The following is a 19,367-nucleotide window of genomic DNA, read 5'->3' on the forward strand; positions in this document are numbered from 1 at the left end:
GGGATGGCCGCCAGCATGACGTCAGCGGCTCCCTCGCTTTCCTCGCCGGTCGGCGTCATCGCCGGCGGCGGCGCCATGCCGTTCGCGGTCGCCGACTCCCTGGTTGCGCGCGGCATCACGCCGGTGCTGTTCGCGCTGCGCGGCGCCTGCGATCCGGCGCGCGCGCAGCGGTTTCGTCACCGCTGGATCTCGGTCGGCCAGCTCGGGCGGGCGACCCGGCTGTTCCGCGACGAAGGCTGCCGCGATCTGATCTTCATCGGCACCCTGGTGCGCCCCGCGCTGTCGGAGATCCGGCTCGACTGGGGTACGCTGCGCCTGCTCGGCCACGTCGTTCGCGCATTTCGCGGCGGCGACGATCATTTGCTGTCGAGCGTTGGCCGCATCCTCGAGCAGCAGGGCTTCCGCATGGTCGGGATCAAGGACGTCGCGCCCGATCTGTTGATGCCGGAGGGCGCCGTGACGCGCGCGGCGCCCGATAGCACGGCGCTCGCCGATATCGCGCGCGGACGCGGTGTGCTGGACGCGCTCGGCCCGTTCGACATCGGTCAGGCGGCCGTGGTGATCGAAGGTCATGTGGTTGCGGTCGAGGATATCGAGGGCACCGATGGGCTGCTCGCGCGCGTCGCGCGGCTGCGCACCGAAGGCCGTATTCGTGCCAAGGCCGGCCGCGGCGTGCTGGTGAAGGCGCCGAAGAGCAGGCAGGATCTGCGCTTCGATCTGCCGACCATCGGCCCGCGAACGGTCGAAGGCGCGGCAGCCGCCGGCATTGCCGGCATCGCCGTGATCGCCGGCAATACGCTGGCCGCCGAGCCGCAGGCCCTGGTCGAGGCCGCCGACGCCAGGGGGCTGTTTGTCATCGGACTGGCGGGCTGATGCAGGTGCGCAGCCCCAGCACCGCTCGCAAGATCTTCCTCATCGCCACCGAGGAATCCGGCGACCGCCTCGGCGCGGCGCTGATGCAGGTGCTGCGCCAGCGCCTCGGCGATGCCGTGCAGTTTTCCGGCGTCGGCGGCCGGGCGATGGCTGCTCAGGGCATCGCTCCGCTGTTTCCGATCGAGGAACTCTCGATCATCGGCTTTGCCGCCGTTGTGAAACAATTGCCGAAAATCCTGCGATTGATCCGGCGCACAGCCGATGCCGTGCTCGCCGACGCGCCTGACATGCTCGTCATCATCGACAGCCCCGATTTCACCCACCGCGTCGCCCGTCGCGTCCGCGCCCGCAACCCGAACATTCCGATCGTCGATTACGTGTCACCGTCGGTCTGGGCCTGGCGGCCGGGCAGGGCGCGTGCGATGCGGGGCTATGTCGACCACGTGCTCGCGCTGCTGCCGTTCGAGCCGGAGGAATATCGCAAGCTGCAGGGACCGCCGTGCAGCTATGTCGGCCACCCCCTGACCGAGCAGCTCGCCACGCTGCGCCCGAACGAGGACGAGCAGAAGCGGCGCGATGCGCAGCCGCCGGTGTTGCTGGTGTTGCCCGGAAGCCGGCGCAGCGAGATCAGGCATCATCTGGCGCTGTTCGGCACGGCGCTCGGCCTGCTCAGTAAGCAGACGCCGTTCGAGCTCGTGCTCCCCACCATGCCGCATCTCGAGGCGATGGTGCGCGAAGGCGTCGCGTCGTGGCCGGTGGTGCCGCGGCTCGCGATCGGTGAGACCGACAAGCGCGCCGCGTTCCGCGTCGCCCGCGCTGCGCTCGCGAAGTCGGGCACGGTGACGCTGGAGCTCGCGCTGTCAGGGATTCCCATGGTGACGGCCTATCGCGTCGGCGCCGCCGAGGCGTTCATCCTGCGCCGCGCGATCCGGGTGTCCTCGGTGATCCTCGCCAATCTCGTGATCGGCAGCGATATCATTCCCGAGTTCCTGCAGGAGGACTGCACACCGGACAAGCTCGCGGCGGCGCTGGGCGACGTGCTTGCGGATTCGCCCGATCGTCTGCGGCAGCTCGTGGGGTTCGCGACGATGGACGGGAAGATGTCGACCGGCGACCAGCCGCCGAGCGTCCGCGCCGCCGACATCGTGCTGGCGGAGATGCGCCGCCGTTCGGCCTAGCCAATCGATCGTGTCCTCGTTCAGTGGCGACATACCGCCGCAACGATCCCGCTTGCGCTGAATATTTAGACCGTACTAATATTAGCAATATCTAATATTAGTACGGAGCCAGCCATGAAGATCGACCCGGTCGCCTATGTCGGAGCCGTCATTCGCGACGTCGCTTTCCGGGAACGCGACGGCAAGCCGGCGCGGGCGGTGATCGCGAGCCGCAGCTACGACACCGACATCGCCGATCTCTGGGATGTGCTGACCAACCCCGAACGCATTCCGCGCTGGTTCCTGCCGATCTCGGGCGACCTGAGGCTTGGCGGCCGCTATCAGTTCCAGGGCCACGCGGGCGGCGAGGTCACGACGTGTGAGCCGCCGCGCCGGCTTGCCGTCACGTGGGAGTCCATGGGTACGGTCAGCTGGGTTACCGTCACGCTGGCTGAGAATGGCCCGGATGCCACGCGCCTGGAATTGGAACATCTCTCGGTGATCGAGGGCGACTTCTGGGACCGCTACGGGGCCGGTGCGGTCGGCGTCGGCTGGGATCTCGCGCTGCTCGGGCTCGCGCTCTATCTGGCCATGCCGCCCGGCGAGAAATTCGACCGCACCGCCGCGTCGGCGTGGCCAGCCACCGACGACGGCAAGGAATTCATCCGCCGCGCCAGCGAGGACTGGTGCCGGGCCTCGATCGCGGCGGGCACCGAGGAGGCAGCGGCGCGCAGATCAGCCGCAAATACCACGGCGGCCTATTGCGGCGAGCCGGAGCCGGGGAGCGGAGGCTAGAGCATGATCCGGAAAAGTGTGAAGCGGTTTTCCCTCGCGACAAACGCGAAGCGTTTGCGCGGAGATCATGCTCAAACAAAGAGCAAAGCGGGATGACGATGCAATCTCATCGCGCTTTAGCGACCTTGCACGCCTTCGACATCCTCGGCGATCCCGTCCGCCGGCGCATCCTGGAACTATTGGCGACCGGCGAGCACAGTTCGGGCGACGTCGTTGCGGTCGTGCAGCGCGAGTTCGGCATCACCCAGTCGGCGGTCTCGCAGCAATTGCGGATCTTGCGCGACGCCGGTTTCGCGTCGGTGCGCGCCGAGGGCACCCGCCGCATCTACGCGGTCGAGCCGGCGCGGCTGCGCGAGGTCGACGACTGGCTCGACCGGTTCCGGGCGTTCTGGCTGCCGCGCCTTGACGCGATCGCGACCGAAGTCGCGCGGGGCAAACGAAAACGGCGCCATCAGGAATGATGGCGCCGTCCCGGATTCTCTTCAGCGATGCAGCTTACTTGCGCTTGTCGATCTGCACATAGTCGCGGCGCGCGACGCCGGTATAGAGCTGGCGCGGACGGCCGATCTTCTGCTGCGGATCCTCGATCATCTCGCTCCACTGGCTGATCCAGCCGACGGTGCGGGCGACCGCGAACAACACGGTGAACATCGAGACCGGGAAGCCCATCGCCTTCAGCGTGATGCCCGAATAGAAGTCGACGTTCGGGTAGAGCTTGCGATCGATGAAGTAGGGATCGCTGAGCGCGATCTTCTCCAGCTCCATCGCGACCTTGAGCATCGGATCGTCGCCGTGGCCGGTCTCCTTCAGCACCGCGTGACACATCTTCTGCATGATCTTGGCGCGCGGATCGTAGTTCTTGTAGACGCGGTGGCCGAAGCCCATCAGGCGAACTTCGCTGTTCTTGTCCTTCACCTTGGCGATGAAGTCCGGAATGTTTTCGACCTTGCCGATGCCGTAGAGCATGTTGAGCGCGGCCTCGTTGGCGCCGCCATGCGCCGGGCCCCACAGGCAGGCGATGCCGGCCGCGATGCAGGCAAACGGGTTGGCGCCCGAGGAGCCGGCAATGCGCACCGTCGAGGTCGAGGCGTTCTGCTCGTGGTCGGCGTGCAGGATGAAGATCTTGTCGAGCGCGTCGGCGAGCACCGGATTGATCTTGTAGTCCTCGCAGGGCACCGCGAAGCACATGTTGAGGAAGTTCTCGGCAAACGAGAGCGAGTTCTTCGGATACACGAAGGGCTGGCCGACCGTGTACTTGTAGGCCATCGCCGCCAGCGTCGGCACCTTCGCGATCATTCGCATCGAGGCGATCATGCGCTGACGCGGATCGTTGATGTCGGTAGAGTCGTGATAGAACGCGGCCAACGCGCCGACGGCGGCGACCATGATCGCCATCGGATGAGCGTCGCGGCGGAAGCCCTGGAAGAACCGCGCCATCTGCTCATGCACCATCGTGTGATGGATCACGCGATGGTCGAAGTCCTTCTTCTGCGCCGGAGTCGGAAGATCCCCGTACAGCAGCAGGTAGCAGGTCTCGAGGAAGTCGCCGTGCTCGGCGAGCTGCTCGATCGGATAGCCGCGGTATTCGAGCACGCCGGCGTCGCCGTCGATGTACGTGATCTTCGACTGGCAACTGCCGGTCGAGGTGAAGCCGGGGTCGTAGGTGAACACCCCGGCCTGGCCGTAGAGCTTGGCGATGTCGATGACATCAGGCCCAACCGTGCCGCTCAGGATCGGGAAATCGTAGTTCTTGTTGCCGATGGTGAGTGTGGCTGTCTTGCTGGATTTTGCGTCCATCGTGATATCCCCGATGAATTCGTTGCGAAAACCGACCTTGCCCAGTCGCTAAATTGCGGCCCATGGCGGGGCGGAACGGCTTGTGGAGAAAGCGTCCGGGATTGGGTAGCTCATTGCCATGTGCGCTGCAAGATGGACCCTGGAGGGGGTCCATGCAGGATCACGCCGCCTGATCGGCGAGGCGGGCAAGGCACTCCTGGCGTCCCAGCACGGCCAGCACGTCGAATATGCCCGGCGACGTTGTACGTCCCGTCAGCGCCACCCGCAGCGGCTGGGCGACGGCGCCGAGTTTCAGGTTGTTCTGCTCGGCGAAATTCCGCATCGCGGTCTCGGTGGTTTCCTCCGTCCAGTCGTTGACGGCTTCCAGCGCGGTGCGCAGGCGGCCGATCAACGCGCGCGTTTCCGGCGTCAGCAGCGCCGCCGCTTTCGGATCGAGCGAGAGCGGACGATCGGCGAAGATGAAGTAGGCGCCCGCGATCAGCTCGATCAGCGTCTTGGCGCGCTCCTTCAGGCTCGGCATCGCCCGCAGCAATTGCGCACGGGTGGTGTCGTTGAGCTTGGCCTTCAGCGCGGCGCCCTCGGGAACATAATCCAGCACGCTCTCGAACTGGGTCACGAGGGATTGATCGTCGCTCTGCCGGATATAGTGACCGTTGAGGTTCTCCAGCTTGGCGAAATCGAACCGCGCCGCAGACCGGCCGATGCCCGAGAGGTCGAACGCGTCGATCATCTCCTGGGTCGAGAAGATCTCCTGGTCTCCATGGCTCCAGCCGAGCCGGACGAGGTAGTTGCGCAAGGCGGCCGGCAGGTAGCCGAGCGCGCGGTAGGCATCGACGCCGAGCGCGCCATGGCGCTTCGACAGTTTCGAGCCGTCGGGACCGTGGATCAGCGGAATGTGGGACATGCTCGGCAGTTCCCACTCCAGCGCGTCGTAGATCTGCTTCTGACGCGCGGCGTTGATCAGGTGGTCGTCGCCACGGATGATGTGAGTGACGCCCATATCGTGGTCGTCGACCACGACCGCGAGCATGTAGGTCGGGGTGCCGTCGCCGCGGAGCAGGACGAGGTCGTCGAGGTTCTCGTTCTGCCAGACCACCCGGCCCTGCACCTGGTCCTCGATCACGGTTTCGCCGGTCTGCGGCGCCTTGAGGCGGATGGTCGGCTTGATGCCAGCGGGCGCGGTGGCCGGATCGCGGTCACGCCACATGCCGTCATAGAGGCGGGTGCGGCCCTCGGCGCGCGCCTTCTCGCGCATCGCGGTGAGCTCTTCCGGCGAGGCATAGCAGTAATAGGCGCGCCCGGCGGCGAGCAGGCTTTCGGCGACCTCGCGATGGCGGGCGGCGCGGCTGAACTGGTAGATGACCTCGCCGTCCCAATCGAGCTCGAGCCACTTCAGGCCGTCCAGGATGGCGTCGATCGCCTCCTTGGTCGAGCGTTCACGGTCGGTGTCCTCGATCCGGAGCAGCATCTTGCCGCCGAGCTTCCTGGCATAGAGCCAGTTGAACAGCGCGGTACGGGCACCTCCGATGTGGAGGAAGCCGGTCGGTGAGGGGGCGAAGCGGGTAACGACGGGTTTGGTCATGATCGAGCGAGACGTATGCGGGAACGGCCGTGGTGTATAACAGGAACCGGACATAACTAAAGCCCCGGTTGACCTTTTGCCCGCCAAACCAGACTTGAAACCAGGGCTTGAGACCAGACTTGGCCGGACGGCGCGAATTTGGCAGAAGGTTGAGCCGACTCCTCCAGGGAACCCTTTGATGACGACTGACACGACGGCAGAGGCAGGGCGCGACTTCATCCGCGACATCGTCCAGGCCGATCTCTCCTCCCACAAGCACAACCGGATCGTGACCCGTTTCCCGCCGGAGCCGAATGGCTACCTGCATATCGGCCACGCCAAGTCGATCGCCCTGAATTTCGGCATCGCGCAGGAGTTCGGCGGCCAGTGCAATTTGCGCTTCGACGACACCAATCCGACCAAGGAGGAGCAGGAATACATCGACTCCATCCAGGCCGACGTCCATTGGCTCGGCTACGACTGGGGAGCCAACCTGTTCTTTGCGTCGGACTATTTCGAGCGCCTGTACGATTGGGCCGAGGGCCTGATCAAGGCCGGCTATGCCTATGTCGACGATCAGTCGCAGGAGGAGATCCGCACTTCCCGCGGCACGCTGACCGAGCCCGGCAAGAACTCGCCGTTCCGCGACCGCCCGGTCGAGGAGAACCTCGACCTGTTCCGCCGCATGAAGGCCGGAGAGTTCTCGAATGGCGCCCGCGTGCTGCGCGCCAAGATCGACATGGCCGCCGGCAACATCAACCTGCGCGACCCCGTGCTGTACCGTATCCTGCACGCCCACCATCCGCGCACCGGCGACAAGTGGTCGATCTATCCGAGCTACGACTACGCGCACGGCCAGTCGGACGCGATCGAGGGCATCACCCATTCGATCTGTACGCTGGAGTTCGAGGATCACCGCCCGCTCTATGAGTGGCTGCTCGACAAGCTGCCGGTGCCCTCGAAGCCGCGCCAGTACGAAATGGCACGGCTGAACCTGACCTACACGCTGCTGTCCAAGCGCGTGCTGACCCAGCTCGTCCGCGACGGCCACGTCTCGGGCTGGGACGATCCGCGCATGCCAACCATTGCCGGCTTGAAGCGGCGCGGCGTGCCGCCGGCGGCGGTGCGCGAATTCATCAAGCGCATCGGCGTCGCCAAGGCCAACAGCGTGGTCGATGTCGGCATGCTCGAATTCTGCATCCGCGAGGAGCTGAACCGCACGGCGCTGCGCCGGATGGCGGTGCTGCGGCCGCTCAAGGTGGTGATCGAGAACTATCCGGAAGGGCAGGTCGAGGAGATCGAGGCGATCAACCATCCCGACAATCCGGAAGCCGGCACCCGCAAGATCGCGTTCGGCCGCGAGCTCTATATCGAGCGCGACGACTTCATGGAGAATCCGCCGAAGAAGTTCTACCGCCTCTCGCCCGGCAATGAGGTGCGGCTGCGCTATGCCTACTTCATCAAGTGCACCGGCGTGGTGAAGAACGACGCCGGCGAGATCGTCGAACTCCGCGCGACCTACGATCCCTTAACCAAGGGCGGCAACGCGCCCGACGGCCGCAAGGTCAAGGCGACGATGCACTGGTTGCCGGCGGCGCAGTCGAAGCCGGCGGAGATCCGCATCTACAACCAGCTGTTCGCCAATCCGAGCCCGAACGCGGCCGATTTCGCGGCCGACCTCAATCCGCAGTCGCTCGAAGTGCTGAAGGATGCGCGCGTCGAGCCGGCGATCGCCGAGAGCAATTCGCCCGACCCGATGCAGTTCGAGCGGCAGGGCTATTTCGTGCGCGATGCGGATTCGACGCCGGACCGGCTGGTGTTCAACCGCACCATCGGCCTGCGCGACACCTTCGCCAAGGAAGTCGGCGGCAAGGGCTAGCCGAGAGGAAGTGCGTCCCGCGCGGACAAGCAGACGGGGGGATCGATGCCTGATGAATCCGACGAGATCGCCTCCGCCATTATCGCCAGATGGTCGGCGGGTTTCAGCAGGCTCGATGCGGATGCGTTATGCGCGCTCTATTCGAGGAGCGCGTTCTTCTTCGGCTCGAACCCGACGCTGTATCGCGGCCGCGACGGCGTCAAAGCCTATTTTGACGGTCTGCCGCGCTGGCGCGCGCCGCGGGTTCAGTTCAGCGATGTCAGGGCAGAACGGGTCAATGCCGAGCTCGTCAACATGGCGGGCATCGCGTCATTCTTCCTCGACGGCGATGCGCCCTCGCTCGCAGTCAAGATCACCTGGGTGATCGCGCGCGAGGACGACGACTGGAGGATCGTCTGCCACCACGTCTCGTCGCAGACGCCGCTGATCTAGATGTCGTAGTACAAATGGAACTCGTAGGGATGAGGTCGCAATCTGATGGGATCGACCTCCTTCTTCCGCTTGTAGTCGAGCCATGTTTCGATCACGTCGGCGGTGAAGACATCGTTGCGCAGCAGGAATGCGTGATCGCGTTCGAGCGCGTCCAGCGCCTGATCCAGCGACCCCGGCGTCGACTTCACCTCCTTCGCCTCGGCGGGCGGCAGGTCGTAGAGGTTCTTGTCGATCGGGCTGCCCGGGTCGATCTTGTTGCGAATTCCGTCGAGGCCGGCCATCAGCATCGCGGCGAAAGCCAGATAGGGATTGCAGGAGGGATCCGGCGAACGAAATTCGACACGCTTGGCCTTCGGGTTCGGCGAATACATCGGAATGCGGCAGCAGGCTGAACGGTTGCGCTGGGAATAGACCAGGTTGATCGGAGCCTCATAGCCCGGCACCAGACGCCGATAGGAGTTCGTGGTCGGGGCGCAAAGCCCGCACAATGCCCAGGCATGGGTCAACAGGCCGCCGATATAGTGGCGGGCGAGCTGGCTCAGTTCGGCATAGTCGCCCCTGTCGTAGAACAGATTGGTCTCGCCCTTCCACAACGACTGATGAACGTGCATTCCGGAAGCGTTGTCCTCGAACAGCGGTTTCGGCATGAACGTTGCGGTCATGCCGTTCTGGCGGGCGGTGTTCTTCACCACGTATTTGTAGATCATCAGATTGTCCGCCATGCGCGTGAGCGTGGTGAAGCGCATGTCGATTTCGTTCTGCCCACCGGTCGCGACTTCATGGTGATGGGCTTCGATCTGGATGCCCAGCTGTTCCATGGTCAACACCATTTCGGTACGGAGCGCCTGCATGCTGTCCGTCGGGGGCACTGGAAAGTATCCCTCTTTCGGGCGTGGCTTGTGTCCCAGGTTGGGCGCTTCGTTTGTGCCCGTGTTCCAGCTGCCTTCACCGGAATCGATGTCGTGGAAAGCGTAGTTGATGCCCTGTCCGTAGCGCACGCTGTCGAACACGAAGAACTCGGCCTCTGGACCGAAGTAGCTGGTATCGGCGTGGCCCGTGGCCTTCAGGTGGGTTTCAGCTTTTTGGGCGATGTAGCGGGCATCGCGGCTATAGGATTGACCGGTCACGGGGTCGCGGATGTTGCAGATCAATACCAGGGTGGATGAAGGGGAATACGGGTCGAGGAAAGCCGTGGTCGGGTCCGGGACGACCAGCATGTCGCTTTCCTGGATTTCCTGAAAGCCGCGGATCGATGAGCCGTCGAATCCAATCCCTTCGCTGAGGGCGTCTGCGCTCGCCGCGCTCGGCGGGACGGAAAAATGTTGCCATACCCCCGGCAGGTCGGTGAAGCGCAGATCGATCATCTGCACTTTCTCGTCCTTGATTGCCTTCACGAGATCTTCGGCTGTTGCGCATGTCGGAAACATGGCTTCACTCCTGTTATTGGAGAGCCGCGTCGTTGAGATTGTGCTGCCGTTCAGCCCCTGCGAGGCGGCTTGAGGAAGATCCTGCTCCACGTTCTGCGCTGCGAGCTGGCAGCCTCAGCTTTGGTGCGGACCGCGCATCAGCTTCATGGCGTCTTCGATATGGCGCCAGGTTCTGGCCAGCTCGGCCTCGCCTTTTGCTTCAAGCTCGATGGCGTTTTGGGCAGCTTCCGCAATGGCCTTGGCGCCATGTGCCTCGAGCAACTGCCGCGCATAGTTGTGGATTTCGATTTCTCGCATGGCGTCATACTCCTCTCGTCCTGAGCGCAACCGCAAATACCGGTCGGGCCGCGAACCGCAGACGTTGACACCTGGTCAAGCGCCCACAGTGTGCATCTTGCTGCGGCGCGATTGCAAGAGCGCTTTCCGGGCGCCCGGACCGCAGCATGGTCGTCGGCTCGCGGATCAGCAGCGGCAACACATCGCAGGTCGGACAGATGCTTTTTTGTCCGCGCCGCACCATGTCTTCGGAAGAAGGAGGTGAGGATCATGCGCATTCAACACTGGCAGGATGCTGCCAGCCTGTTGGTAGGCGCCTGGCTGGTCGCATCGCCGTTTGCACTGGGCTTTTCCGGGGCAGCTCTCTGGATCTCCATCGCGCTCGGATTGGGCGTCGTGCTGTTCGCCCTGGAGGCATTCATCATTCCGTCCTATCTGGAGGAATGGGGCGAGATGCTGATGGGGTTGGCTCTGGTGGTGGCACCCTGGACGTTCAACTACCAGCAGGGATCGGTCACGACGAGCAGCGTGCTCGCCGGCGTCGTGGTGATCGTGCTTGCTTGCTGGGAGCTGACGATGGATCGTGATTTCGCCACCTGGTGGCACGATCGCTGGCATCACCGAGCGGGCTGAGAGGCAGCTGATTGAGACGTTGGCCTGACCGCCAACCCAAGGCGGCCGGAGAGGTTGGAACTGCGCAGCGCCGGATCCCCTCCGTGCCGCATCGGCGTAACGCGGATGCAGGTTCGACGAAGACATCATGCCCGAGTGGAGAGTACGGGACGAACCAGAAGCGTCGTCCCGCACGCGCTGGAAGGCGGCCACGGCTGCTGCTGCAGGGTGAGAGCGTTTTCGAGCGAAGTGGATGCCGGTTCGCGTAAAGAAAACGCGTCAAAACAAGATTCTGGAGCCCCGTTCCGATCCCATCGGAACGGGGCTCCAGTCGCCCGTCAGCAAGGTGACTCCGTCACGATGCGGCTTTCGCCTCGATCTGCTCCCAGATTCTGGTCTTGCGTGTCTCGGGCATGATGAAAACCGCGATCACGAAGCACACCGCGGGAACGACAATCGGGTAGATCAGCGCGTAGCCGATGCTGCCGGTGGCCGCGAAGGCGGCTGATGTGATGAACGGCACCAATCCGCCGCCCCAACCATTGCCGATATGATACGGCACCGAGACCGAGGTGTACCTGATCCTGGCCGGGAAAAACTCCGCCAGAAACGCGCCGACCGGCCCGTACACCATCCCGACGTAGCAGACGAGGATGAAGATGATGAAGACGGCGACCGGATAGTTGATGTGTCCCGGCTGCGTGACCGTGCCGAGCCACAGATACAGCGGATAGTAGGTGATCGCGGCAAGCAGCATGCCTCCGAGGATCACGGATTTGCGGCCGATCTGATCCGACAGCCAACCGAAGAAGATCAGGCTCGGCGTTGCGATCAACAGTGCGGTTCCCACGATGTAGGCCGAGGTAACCGCATCGACCTTGGAGACCTGCTGCAGGAAGTACAGTGCCCAGAATTGACCACTGTACCAGACCACGCCCTGTCCAATCAGGACGACGATCGCGATCAAGATGTACTTGATGTTGGAGCTGAGGAAAGCTTCCCGCCAGGGATTCCTGGTCATCTGTCCGCGTGCCTTGATCTCCTGGAAAATCGGCGTCTCCTGGAGCTGGAGGCGGATGTAGATGGCGATGGCCACCAGCAGGAACGAAACCAGGAACGGTACGCGCCACGCCCATTCGTCAAAGGCCTGATTGCCGGCCCAGGTTCGGGTCAGAACGATCACGGCCAGCGACACCACGATTCCGAGCGTTGGCGAGGTTTGTAGCCAGCCCGTGTAGTAGCCGCGGTGGTCATCCGGAACATGCTCGGCGACGTAGGTGATGGCGCCGCCATATTCGCCGCCCAGGCAGAGACCCTGGATCATCCGCAAGCCGAACAGAACGAATGCGGCCGTCAGGCCGATCGATTCATAGGTTGGGATGAGTCCGATCGCGCCCGTTCCCAGGCCCATTCCGCTCAAGGTAACAAGGAATGTATATTTGCGGCCGACCCGATCGCCCATCCATCCGAACAGGAAGGCCCCCAGCGGGCGGATCAGGAATCCCGCAGTGAACAGCGCGATCGTGCTCAGCAGGGCTGCGACGGGGTGGGATTGTTCAAAGAACTTGACCGACAGAACCGCGGCCAGGCTGCCAAAAATATAAAAGTCGTACCATTCAATGATGTTTCCCACTGACGCAGCCACAATCACGCGACGAAAATCGCTCGGTACTTGAATTGCCATGTGCTGCTCCTCTCAAATGCAAACGCTACGCCTCGCGTTTTTTCAGCGATCTGTCCGCTCGCGGAGTGCGCGTGGTGCACGGCGTTACAGGCGAGATTTTGCGAGTTCGTCCGCAACGCCTGATCTCAGGGGAGTTGTGGCCACCTGAGAGGAGCTCCAGCGGCCTTCAAGTGCCGCGAGCCGTCACTGCCTCATCCCTGTCTCTTTGGGAGTGGAGGCATCAGGACAGTCTAATCCCAACGGGATCGGTATCTTATGAGACTTTCGGCTCGATCGATTTGACGCAGGCGGCAGCTGTGGCCCGGCGCGAGGTCGGCGAGGCGCAGGACGATCCAGCTACCCGGGCGTTGCCGGGGCGGTATTCTGCATCCGTTCCGCTAGTCGGGTGACGGGGCCATCCGCTAGCCTGTCGCCCGGCAGGGATCGCAAGCGGAATGGCGGAGCAGGGCACGACGCCGGGCGGCAAACGCGGCTACGCGGGGACGTGGCCGCCGCGCGCGGCCGCGCCGGTCGGCGGCTATCTCCCGGCGCGCGTCGGCATCTGGAAGCCTTTCGTCGAGACATTGCGGCAATGGGCGCGCGCTGAAGCGGGGGCGGGCCGGTTGTTGCCCTGGGTGCCGGTGGCGTTCGGCACCGGTATCGCCTTCTATTTTGCGGCCGAGCACGAGCCGGTGCTGTCGGTCGCGGCCACCGTCGCAATCCTGCTCTGCCTGCTGGCGCTGCTGCTGCGGCGGCGCAGCGTATTTCCCGTCATCGCGATGCTGGCCGCGGTGGCCGCGGGCTTTGCGACGGCGACCTGGAAGACGGCGCGCGTTGCTCACACGGTGCTGGCGCGGCCGATGTTTTCGGTGGCGCTGACCGGCTTCGTCGAGACGCGCGACATCCGCGAGAAGACCGATCGTTTCGTGCTGCGCGTGGTTTCGATGGAGAGCCCGCGCGACATGACGAAGCTCGATCGTGTCCGGCTCTCGGTGAAGAAGGGCACCGCGCCCGATGTCGGCAGCTTCGTTGAGTTGAAGGCGCGGCTGTTGCCGCCGCTCGGGCCGCAGCGCCCGGGCTCCTATGATTTCGGACGTGACCTGTATTTCCAGGGCATCGGCGCCTCCGGCTTCGTGATGGGCGCGGTCAAGACCAGGGAGCCGCCTGCGACCGGCGGCTTTGCGCTGCGCTACGCCGCCTTCATGCAAGGCCTGCGCGACGCCATCGACGTGCGTATCCGCACCACGCTCGACGGCGACCAGCGCGCGATCGCAACCGCGCTGCTCACCGGCCGGCGCGACGCGATCTCGACGCCGGTCAATGATGCGATGTTCATCTCGGGGCTCGGCCATGTGCTGTCGATCTCCGGCTACCATATGGCCGTGGTCGCCGGCGTCGTGTTCTTCGCGGTGCGCGCGCTGCTCGCGCTGTTTCCGGCGCTGACGGCGGGGCATCCGATCAAGAAATGGGCCGCGGCGGCCGCGCTGCTCGCCGCGGCCTTCTATCTGTTGCTGTCGGGCGCGGAGGTCGCGACGCAACGGTCGTTCTTCATGACTGCCGTGGTGCTGCTCGCCGTGATCGTCGACCGCCGCGCGATCACCTTCCGCACGCTGGCGGTGGCGGCACTGATCGTGCTCGCGATCGCGCCGGAAGCGCTGGTGCATCCGAGTTTTCAGATGTCGTTCGCCGCGACGCTCGGGCTGGTGGCGCTGGTGCAGATCGGGCTGCCGAACCTATTCGCGTCGCCCGACCATTCGGCGACCGCGCGGGTTGCGCTGTGGGGCGGGCGTGAGCTCTCGATGCTGATGCTGGCCTCGCTGGTGGCAGGGCTTGCGACGACGCCCTACGCCGCGTTCCATTTCCATCGCGTGACGCCCTACGGGCTGCTCGCGAACCTCGCGGCGATGCCTATTGTGTCGGCGGTCGTGATGCCGGCCGGCCTGCTGGGGCTCCTCGCCATGCCGTTCGGCTTCGACGGCGTGTTCTGGGCGATCATGGGACTCGGCATCGACTGGATGATCCTGGTGACGCAATGGGTCGCCGCACTCCCGGGCGCGGTCGGCCGCATGGCGGCGTTCGGGATCGGGCCGCTGATCGCAGCGAGTGCCGGCATCATCCTGCTCGGGCTGCTGCGCACGCCGCTGCGCTGGTCGGGTGCGGTGCTGCTGGTGATGGCGTCGGTCTGGGCGCTCAGGGTGCCGCAGCCGGACGTGCTGGTCTCCGGTGACGGCCGCAACGTCGCGGTGCGCGGCGGTGACGGGCGGCTGCATTTGATGCACAGCGCCAAGGATGCGTTCCTGGTCAAGGAGTGGTTGGCGGCGGACGCCGACGCGCGGACCGCCACCGATGCGTCGCTCGGCGAGGGCGTCTCCTGCGATGCCGGCGGCTGCGTGGCCCAGGGACCTGGCGGCGCCTTCGTCGCGCTCGCGACCCGGCCGGAGGCGCTGGCGGACGACTGCGAGCGCGCAGGCCTGATCGTGACCGCGCGGCCGGCGCCGCAGGGCTGCGCGGCCTCGGTGATCGATGCCGAGCGGCTGCGCCGCCACGGCGCGCTGGTGCTACGGCGGATCAGGGACGGTTACGCCGTCGATGCGGTGAAGCCCGGCGGGATCGACCGGCCGTGGTCGCCGGCGGTTCCGGGCGACGGCGAGAGCGAGACGACGCTGCGCGCGCCGGCCGCCGCGCCGCGGCCCGCCGTGGACGCGACGCCGGCCGAGACCGATCTGCAGGGCGATGATTAGCGGTGGTCCGGTGAGGGGCCGCTCGGCAGCTCGAACAGGCCGAGATGGTATTCGTCGGAATCGGGGCCGGCGTCGGGCTTCTTGACGAGGGTAAAGGAAGCCTCGGGAAATTGCTCCCAGACTTTCAGGTCGTCGGCCGTCACCGTCAGCCAACCGAACCGGAACATGTAGCGGCCCGGTTCCGTGACGCGTCCAGCCTTTTGCCATGTGACCTTATCGACCACCGCACACGTCCTCCGTGCCCGATGATGCGCCAAGGCGCCGGCCGACGCAAACCTCCTCCTGCGCCCCGGAAGCGGAAGTCCGGGGTCGCCCGAAATTGCTTAGGTCATCCGCCGCCGAACAGCTCATTCCGCGGCGACGATGCGCTCAACCCAAAAACAGCGTTGCGAATGCGGAGGGCCGCCGCTCGACGACCTTCGGCTTGTGCTCGACCGGCGGATGCAGCGCCGGCAATTGTAGCACGCTGACGCGCTGTCCCTCGACCAGCTGGGTCACCAGGACATGGCTGCCGTCGGGGAATTCGACCGCGTCATGATGCCGATCGGGCACGTCGGGCTCGACTTCGTTGAATACGCCGACGCGATAGTTCAGCGTCTTGGTCCAGATCCAGCGGCTGTCGTAGCGAACGTTCTCGGCGAAAGCGAGCTCGGTGCCCGGCAGCATGCAGACCGCGACAGTGGGATCGTTCTCCGAAGCAAAGCCGCGGGTCGACGTGCCGCGGAACGTCGTCGTGATCAGCGTCTCTCCGACAATGGCGGGGCGCGATGCCACGGCGTGCAGACTATAGTCACACATCGGATGGCTCCTCATTTCGAGGTAGCGACCCGTGCCTCTCCTTGAGGCATTAGGGCCTCTACCAGAGTGGACGATAGCGAACGAGCTTCTGCTCGTTTCTGGGCGATTGTACGACTGGTCCGAGACCGCCTCCGATCACAAACACGCGACGCTGCGCGAGAGGTATCGGAGCGCATCGGGCAGGCCGTACGCTACACTATCATGCAAGGAACGATCCGACGTGTTGCTCGTTCCCGGCCGCCGCAAGTATTTGCAATTCAGTATTTGCGATAAAGCCCGATCAGCTTGCCTTGGATGCGGACCCGGTTCGGCGGCAGGATGCGCACTTCATAGGCGGTGTTGGCCGGCTCGAGCGCGATCGATGCGCCGCGGCGGCGGAAGCGCTTCAGGGTGGCTTCCTCCTCGTCGATCAGCGCCACCACGATGTCGCCGGTATTGGCGACGTCGTTGCGCTGGATCAGCGCCATGTCGCCGTCGAGGATGCCGGCATCGACCATCGAGTCGCCGCGCACTTCGAGCGCATAGTGCTCGCCGGCGCCGAGCATGTCGGGCGGCACGCTGATGGTGTGGCTGCGGGTCTGCAGCGCCTCGATCGGCGTACCGGCGGCGATCCGGCCCATCACGGGGACCGCGACCGGACGGTTGCCGTCGTCCTCGGCGATCGGCGGCGTGCTGGCGCGCCGGCCGAGGGTGCCTTCGATGACGCTGGGCGTGAAGCCGCGGCGGCCGTTGCCCCCGCCGGCCGAGAGTTCGGGCAGCTTGATGACCTCGATGGCGCGGGCGCGGTTCGGCAGGCGGCGGATGAAGCCGCGCTCCTCCAGCGCAGTGATCAGGCGGTGGATACCGGACTTCGAGCGCAGGTCGAGCGCATCCTTCATCTCGTCGAAGGAGGGCGGTACGCCGGCCTCTTTCAGACGTTCATTGATGAAACGCAGAAGTTCGTACTGTTTGCGCGTGAGCATCTCGAGTATTCCCCCGGTTGATAGCGTCGTTCGATTCCGAGACTCTTCTGGTGGGGCCTGCAGGCGGGGCCTGACCTCAGGAGCATGTGCTCAATGCACCTGCTTCCACCCGGCTTCCCGATTGTAGACACCAGTACTCGAAACAAATCATGAACGGACACTATATGTTCGATATGTGTTCCGCAACCACTTAATTTCCGGTGAACGGATCAGGCAACGCACAATCGGCGGGGCGCGAAAAACCTTATTCGGGCAGTGTCAGGATCTCGCATTCGCTGCCTTTGACGGCCGCAGCCGCGAACGGCGGACGCACGAGAAGTGCCCGTGCCGCAGCGAGATTCCCGAGCAGCGACGAGTCCTGCTGCGTCACCGGCGTTGCGATCAGCGTGCCGTCCTCGCGCGCTTCGAGCCGTGCACGCAGATAGTCCTCGCGCTGGTCGTTGGCGGCGAGGTCGCGGCCGAGCAGGGCGCTCGTGCGGCGATGATGAATCACTTTCCGGCCGCTGAGCGCCCGAATCAACGGCACCAAGAACAGGAAGGCGCAGACATAGGACGACACCGGATTGCCGGGCAGGCCGATCACCCGCATCGCGCCGAGCCGGCCGTGCATCATCGGCTTGCCGGGCCGCATCGCAATCCGCCAGAACGTCATGTCGACGCCCTCGGCTTCCAGCGACCGCTTGACGAGATCGTGGTCGCCGACCGAGGCGCCGCCTGTCGTGATGAGGACATCGGCGCCGGCCTCGCGCGCCCGGCGGATGCCGGCCGTGGTCGCCTCCACCGTGTCGGCGGCAACGCCGAGGTCGATGGTCTCGGCGCCCTCGGCGCGCGCCAGCGCCCGCAGCGCGTAGCCGTTGGAATAGACGATCTGGCCGGGGCCGGGCTGCGAGCCCGGCATTACCAGCTCGTCGCCGGTCGCCAGCACCGCGACCTTCGGGCGGCGGCGCACCGCAAGTTCCGGATAGTTCATGGCGGCCGCCAGCGACAGCGCGCGGTCGGACAGGCGGCTGCCGCCGCTGAGCAGCACCTCGCCCGCACGGAAGTCGACCCCGGCCGGGCGGATGTGCCGTCCGACGCTGGCGGCCTCCGTGATCGTGATGTGGTCGCCGCCGTCGACGGCGGTGTCTTCCTGGATGATCACCGCGTCGGCGCCATTGGGGATCACGCCGCCGGTGAAGATCCGCACCGCCTCGCCGGCGCCGACCGTCCGCTCGAACGGCCGGCCGGCGGCCACTTCGCCGATCACCTTGAGCCGGGCCTTTAGGTCAGCCGCATCGGCGGCGCGCACCGCATAGCCGTCCATCGCCGACATCGGCTGCGGCGGCTGGGTACGCAGCGCGGCGAGGTCGTGCGCCAGGGTGCGGTGGTAGGCGGCATCGAGCGCGACCATCTCCTCCGGCAGCGGTTCGGCGCCGGCGAGGACGGCGGACAGGGCATCGGCAACCGGCATCAGGGCCACGCTCAGAGCTCCTCAATTCCTAATGTTCAAATACCAAGTGCGGTCAAAGCCCTTGCCACGTCATCCGTCGATGTCACGTGGATAGCATGAAGGCCGCGCGCCCGCGCACCTTCGATATTGGCGGCCAGGTCGTCGAAAAACAGGATCCGCGACGCCGGCACGCCGATGGCTTTTACCACATGATCGTAGGCCTCGGCGTCGGGTTTGCGGAAGCCGATGCTCGAGGACAGGATCACGTTGCGGAAATGGCTGAGCAGCTCGGAATGGGTGACCGAGAAATGCGCGACATGGGCCGGATTGGTGTTGGAGAAGGCGTAGAGCGGCATCCGCTCGGCGGCCGCCGCGAGCAGCGGGGCGATGCCCGGCATCTCGCCGGTGAAGATCGCATTCCAGCCTTCGAGGAACTGGGCGTCCGTGATGTCGATGCCGAGCGTCCGGCGCAGGCTTTCGAAGAACGCCGCGTCGTCGATCCGGCCGATCTCGTGATGCTTGAAACTGTCGTCGACGACAAAGCGGGTGGCGAGCTCGGCGGGCGCACAGCCGGCGTGCTGCGCCCAGTGCGCCATCACCTTGTCAAAGTCGATGTCGAGCACGACGCGGCCGAGATCGAATAGCAGCACGTCGACGGAGTCGGGAGAGAGTTGCGAGGTCATTGCATGAAACCGTGTACGAGAATTGCGGGCAGGCGGCAATGTCCTCGATTTCAGTGACGGGTGTACGTGGCGTTGCATTCATCGCGAGACTGTTCCCGCGCACACCACCGTCGTCCCGGCGAAGGCCGGGACCCATAACCACAGGGTTGGGTTGTTGAGAGGAGGCTGTGGCCCCAGCGTCGCGCAACAATTCCCATTCGTGGTAATGGGTCCCTGTGTCTTGGAAGTCTGTCAGGATGAGGGCTGTCTCTTATACACATCTGACGCTGCCGACGACCATGG

18 protein-coding genes are annotated in these 19,367 nt (G+C 65.1%); 8 read left to right on the top strand and 10 right to left on the bottom strand.

The annotated features are described in order from the left end of the window. Positions 1–15 precede the first annotated feature (15 nt). From PMN64_RS25040 to PMN64_RS25055, 4 genes are all read left to right on the top strand, one after another. Positions 16–873 carry an LpxI family protein gene (locus PMN64_RS25040; RefSeq protein WP_411782548.1) on the top strand — a complete coding sequence of 286 codons (858 nt, stop codon included), beginning with the start codon at positions 16–18 and terminating at the stop codon, positions 871–873. Then, complete coding sequence (lpxB, locus tag PMN64_RS25045) at positions 873–2,051, top strand: lipid-A-disaccharide synthase (RefSeq protein WP_411782549.1); 1,179 nt, start codon at positions 873–875, stop codon at positions 2,049–2,051. The genes PMN64_RS25040 and lpxB overlap by 1 nt, the downstream gene beginning before the upstream one ends. Before the next feature lie 114 nt (positions 2,052–2,165). Beyond that, positions 2,166–2,825 (top strand): SRPBCC family protein, encoded by a 660-nt coding sequence (locus PMN64_RS25050; protein ID WP_411782550.1) that lies wholly within the window; start codon positions 2,166–2,168, stop codon positions 2,823–2,825. Positions 2,826–2,917: 92 nt separating this feature from the next. After that, positions 2,918–3,286: an ArsR/SmtB family transcription factor gene (locus tag PMN64_RS25055; protein ID WP_246786912.1), complete on the top strand. Its 369-nt coding sequence runs from the start codon at positions 2,918–2,920 to the stop codon at positions 3,284–3,286. 34 nt (positions 3,287–3,320) lie between these two features. Here PMN64_RS25055 and gltA read toward each other — a convergent pair whose 3' ends face one another. Both gltA and gltX read right to left on the bottom strand, forming a co-directional pair. Further along, positions 3,321–4,622: a citrate synthase gene (gene gltA, locus PMN64_RS25060; RefSeq protein ID WP_028339667.1), complete on the bottom strand. Its 1,302-nt coding sequence runs from the start codon at positions 4,620–4,622 to the stop codon at positions 3,321–3,323. A 160-nt stretch (positions 4,623–4,782) separates the two neighbouring features. Then, positions 4,783–6,204 (bottom strand): glutamate--tRNA ligase, encoded by a 1,422-nt coding sequence (gltX, locus tag PMN64_RS25065; protein WP_411782551.1) that lies wholly within the window; start codon positions 6,202–6,204, stop codon positions 4,783–4,785. Positions 6,205–6,382: 178 nt separating this feature from the next. On the opposite strand from gltX, the gene PMN64_RS25070 reads away from it, so the two are divergent. Further along, on the top strand, positions 6,383–8,062 hold the full coding sequence (locus tag PMN64_RS25070) for a glutamine--tRNA ligase/YqeY domain fusion protein (protein WP_411782552.1): 1,680 nt from the start codon (positions 6,383–6,385) through the stop codon (positions 8,060–8,062). Positions 8,063–8,107: 45 nt separating this feature from the next. Beyond that, the gene (locus PMN64_RS25075; RefSeq protein WP_411782553.1) at positions 8,108–8,494 is read left to right on the top strand and encodes a YybH family protein; all 387 of its coding nucleotides are present in this window, start codon (positions 8,108–8,110) and stop codon (positions 8,492–8,494) included. Here PMN64_RS25075 and glnA read toward each other — a convergent pair. Further along, on the bottom strand, positions 8,491–9,921 hold the full coding sequence (gene glnA, locus PMN64_RS25080; protein ID WP_304500315.1) for a type I glutamate--ammonia ligase: 1,431 nt from the start codon (positions 9,919–9,921) through the stop codon (positions 8,491–8,493). The genes PMN64_RS25075 and glnA overlap by 4 nt on opposite strands. A gap of 114 nt (positions 9,922–10,035) precedes the next feature. Then, complete coding sequence (locus PMN64_RS25085) at positions 10,036–10,218, bottom strand: hypothetical protein (protein WP_028339672.1); 183 nt, start codon at positions 10,216–10,218, stop codon at positions 10,036–10,038. A gap of 249 nt (positions 10,219–10,467) precedes the next feature. On the opposite strand from PMN64_RS25085, the gene PMN64_RS25090 reads away from it, so the two are divergent. Next, positions 10,468–10,830 carry an SPW repeat protein gene (locus PMN64_RS25090; protein ID WP_304495523.1) on the top strand — a complete coding sequence of 121 codons (363 nt, stop codon included), beginning with the start codon at positions 10,468–10,470 and terminating at the stop codon, positions 10,828–10,830. A gap of 334 nt (positions 10,831–11,164) precedes the next feature. Here the strand turns inward: PMN64_RS25090 and PMN64_RS25095 are convergent, their stop codons facing one another. Further along, positions 11,165–12,493: an MFS transporter gene (locus PMN64_RS25095; protein WP_304495522.1), complete on the bottom strand. Its 1,329-nt coding sequence runs from the start codon at positions 12,491–12,493 to the stop codon at positions 11,165–11,167. A gap of 434 nt (positions 12,494–12,927) precedes the next feature. On the opposite strand from PMN64_RS25095, the gene PMN64_RS25100 reads away from it, so the two are divergent. Further along, the gene (locus PMN64_RS25100) at positions 12,928–15,213 is read left to right on the top strand and encodes a ComEC/Rec2 family competence protein (protein WP_411782554.1); all 2,286 of its coding nucleotides are present in this window, start codon (positions 12,928–12,930) and stop codon (positions 15,211–15,213) included. On the opposite strand, the gene PMN64_RS25105 is transcribed toward PMN64_RS25100, so the two are convergent. From PMN64_RS25105 to PMN64_RS25125, 5 genes are all read right to left on the bottom strand, one after another. Then, a complete protein-coding gene (locus tag PMN64_RS25105; protein ID WP_028339676.1) occupies positions 15,210–15,437 on the bottom strand; it encodes a hypothetical protein in 228 nt (75 codons plus the stop codon). The genes PMN64_RS25100 and PMN64_RS25105 overlap by 4 nt on opposite strands. 145 nt (positions 15,438–15,582) lie before the next feature. Next, entirely contained in the window at positions 15,583–16,011 is a 429-nt protein-coding gene (locus PMN64_RS25110; RefSeq protein ID WP_411782555.1) for a hypothetical protein, read from the bottom strand. Positions 16,012–16,268: 257 nt separating this feature from the next. After that, on the bottom strand, positions 16,269–16,973 hold the full coding sequence (gene lexA, locus PMN64_RS25115) for a transcriptional repressor LexA (RefSeq protein WP_016841600.1): 705 nt from the start codon (positions 16,971–16,973) through the stop codon (positions 16,269–16,271). 244 nt (positions 16,974–17,217) lie between these two features. Further along, the gene (glp, locus tag PMN64_RS25120; RefSeq protein ID WP_411782556.1) at positions 17,218–18,432 is read right to left on the bottom strand and encodes a gephyrin-like molybdotransferase Glp; all 1,215 of its coding nucleotides are present in this window, start codon (positions 18,430–18,432) and stop codon (positions 17,218–17,220) included. 26 nt (positions 18,433–18,458) lie between these two features. Further along, positions 18,459–19,085 (bottom strand): HAD family hydrolase, encoded by a 627-nt coding sequence (locus PMN64_RS25125; protein ID WP_411782557.1) that lies wholly within the window; start codon positions 19,083–19,085, stop codon positions 18,459–18,461. Positions 19,086–19,367 lie beyond the last annotated feature (282 nt).

The organism is Bradyrhizobium sp. UFLA01-814, from assembly GCF_046718885.1.
In the GTDB taxonomy this organism is placed as follows: Bacteria; Pseudomonadota; Alphaproteobacteria; order Rhizobiales; family Xanthobacteraceae; genus Bradyrhizobium; species Bradyrhizobium elkanii.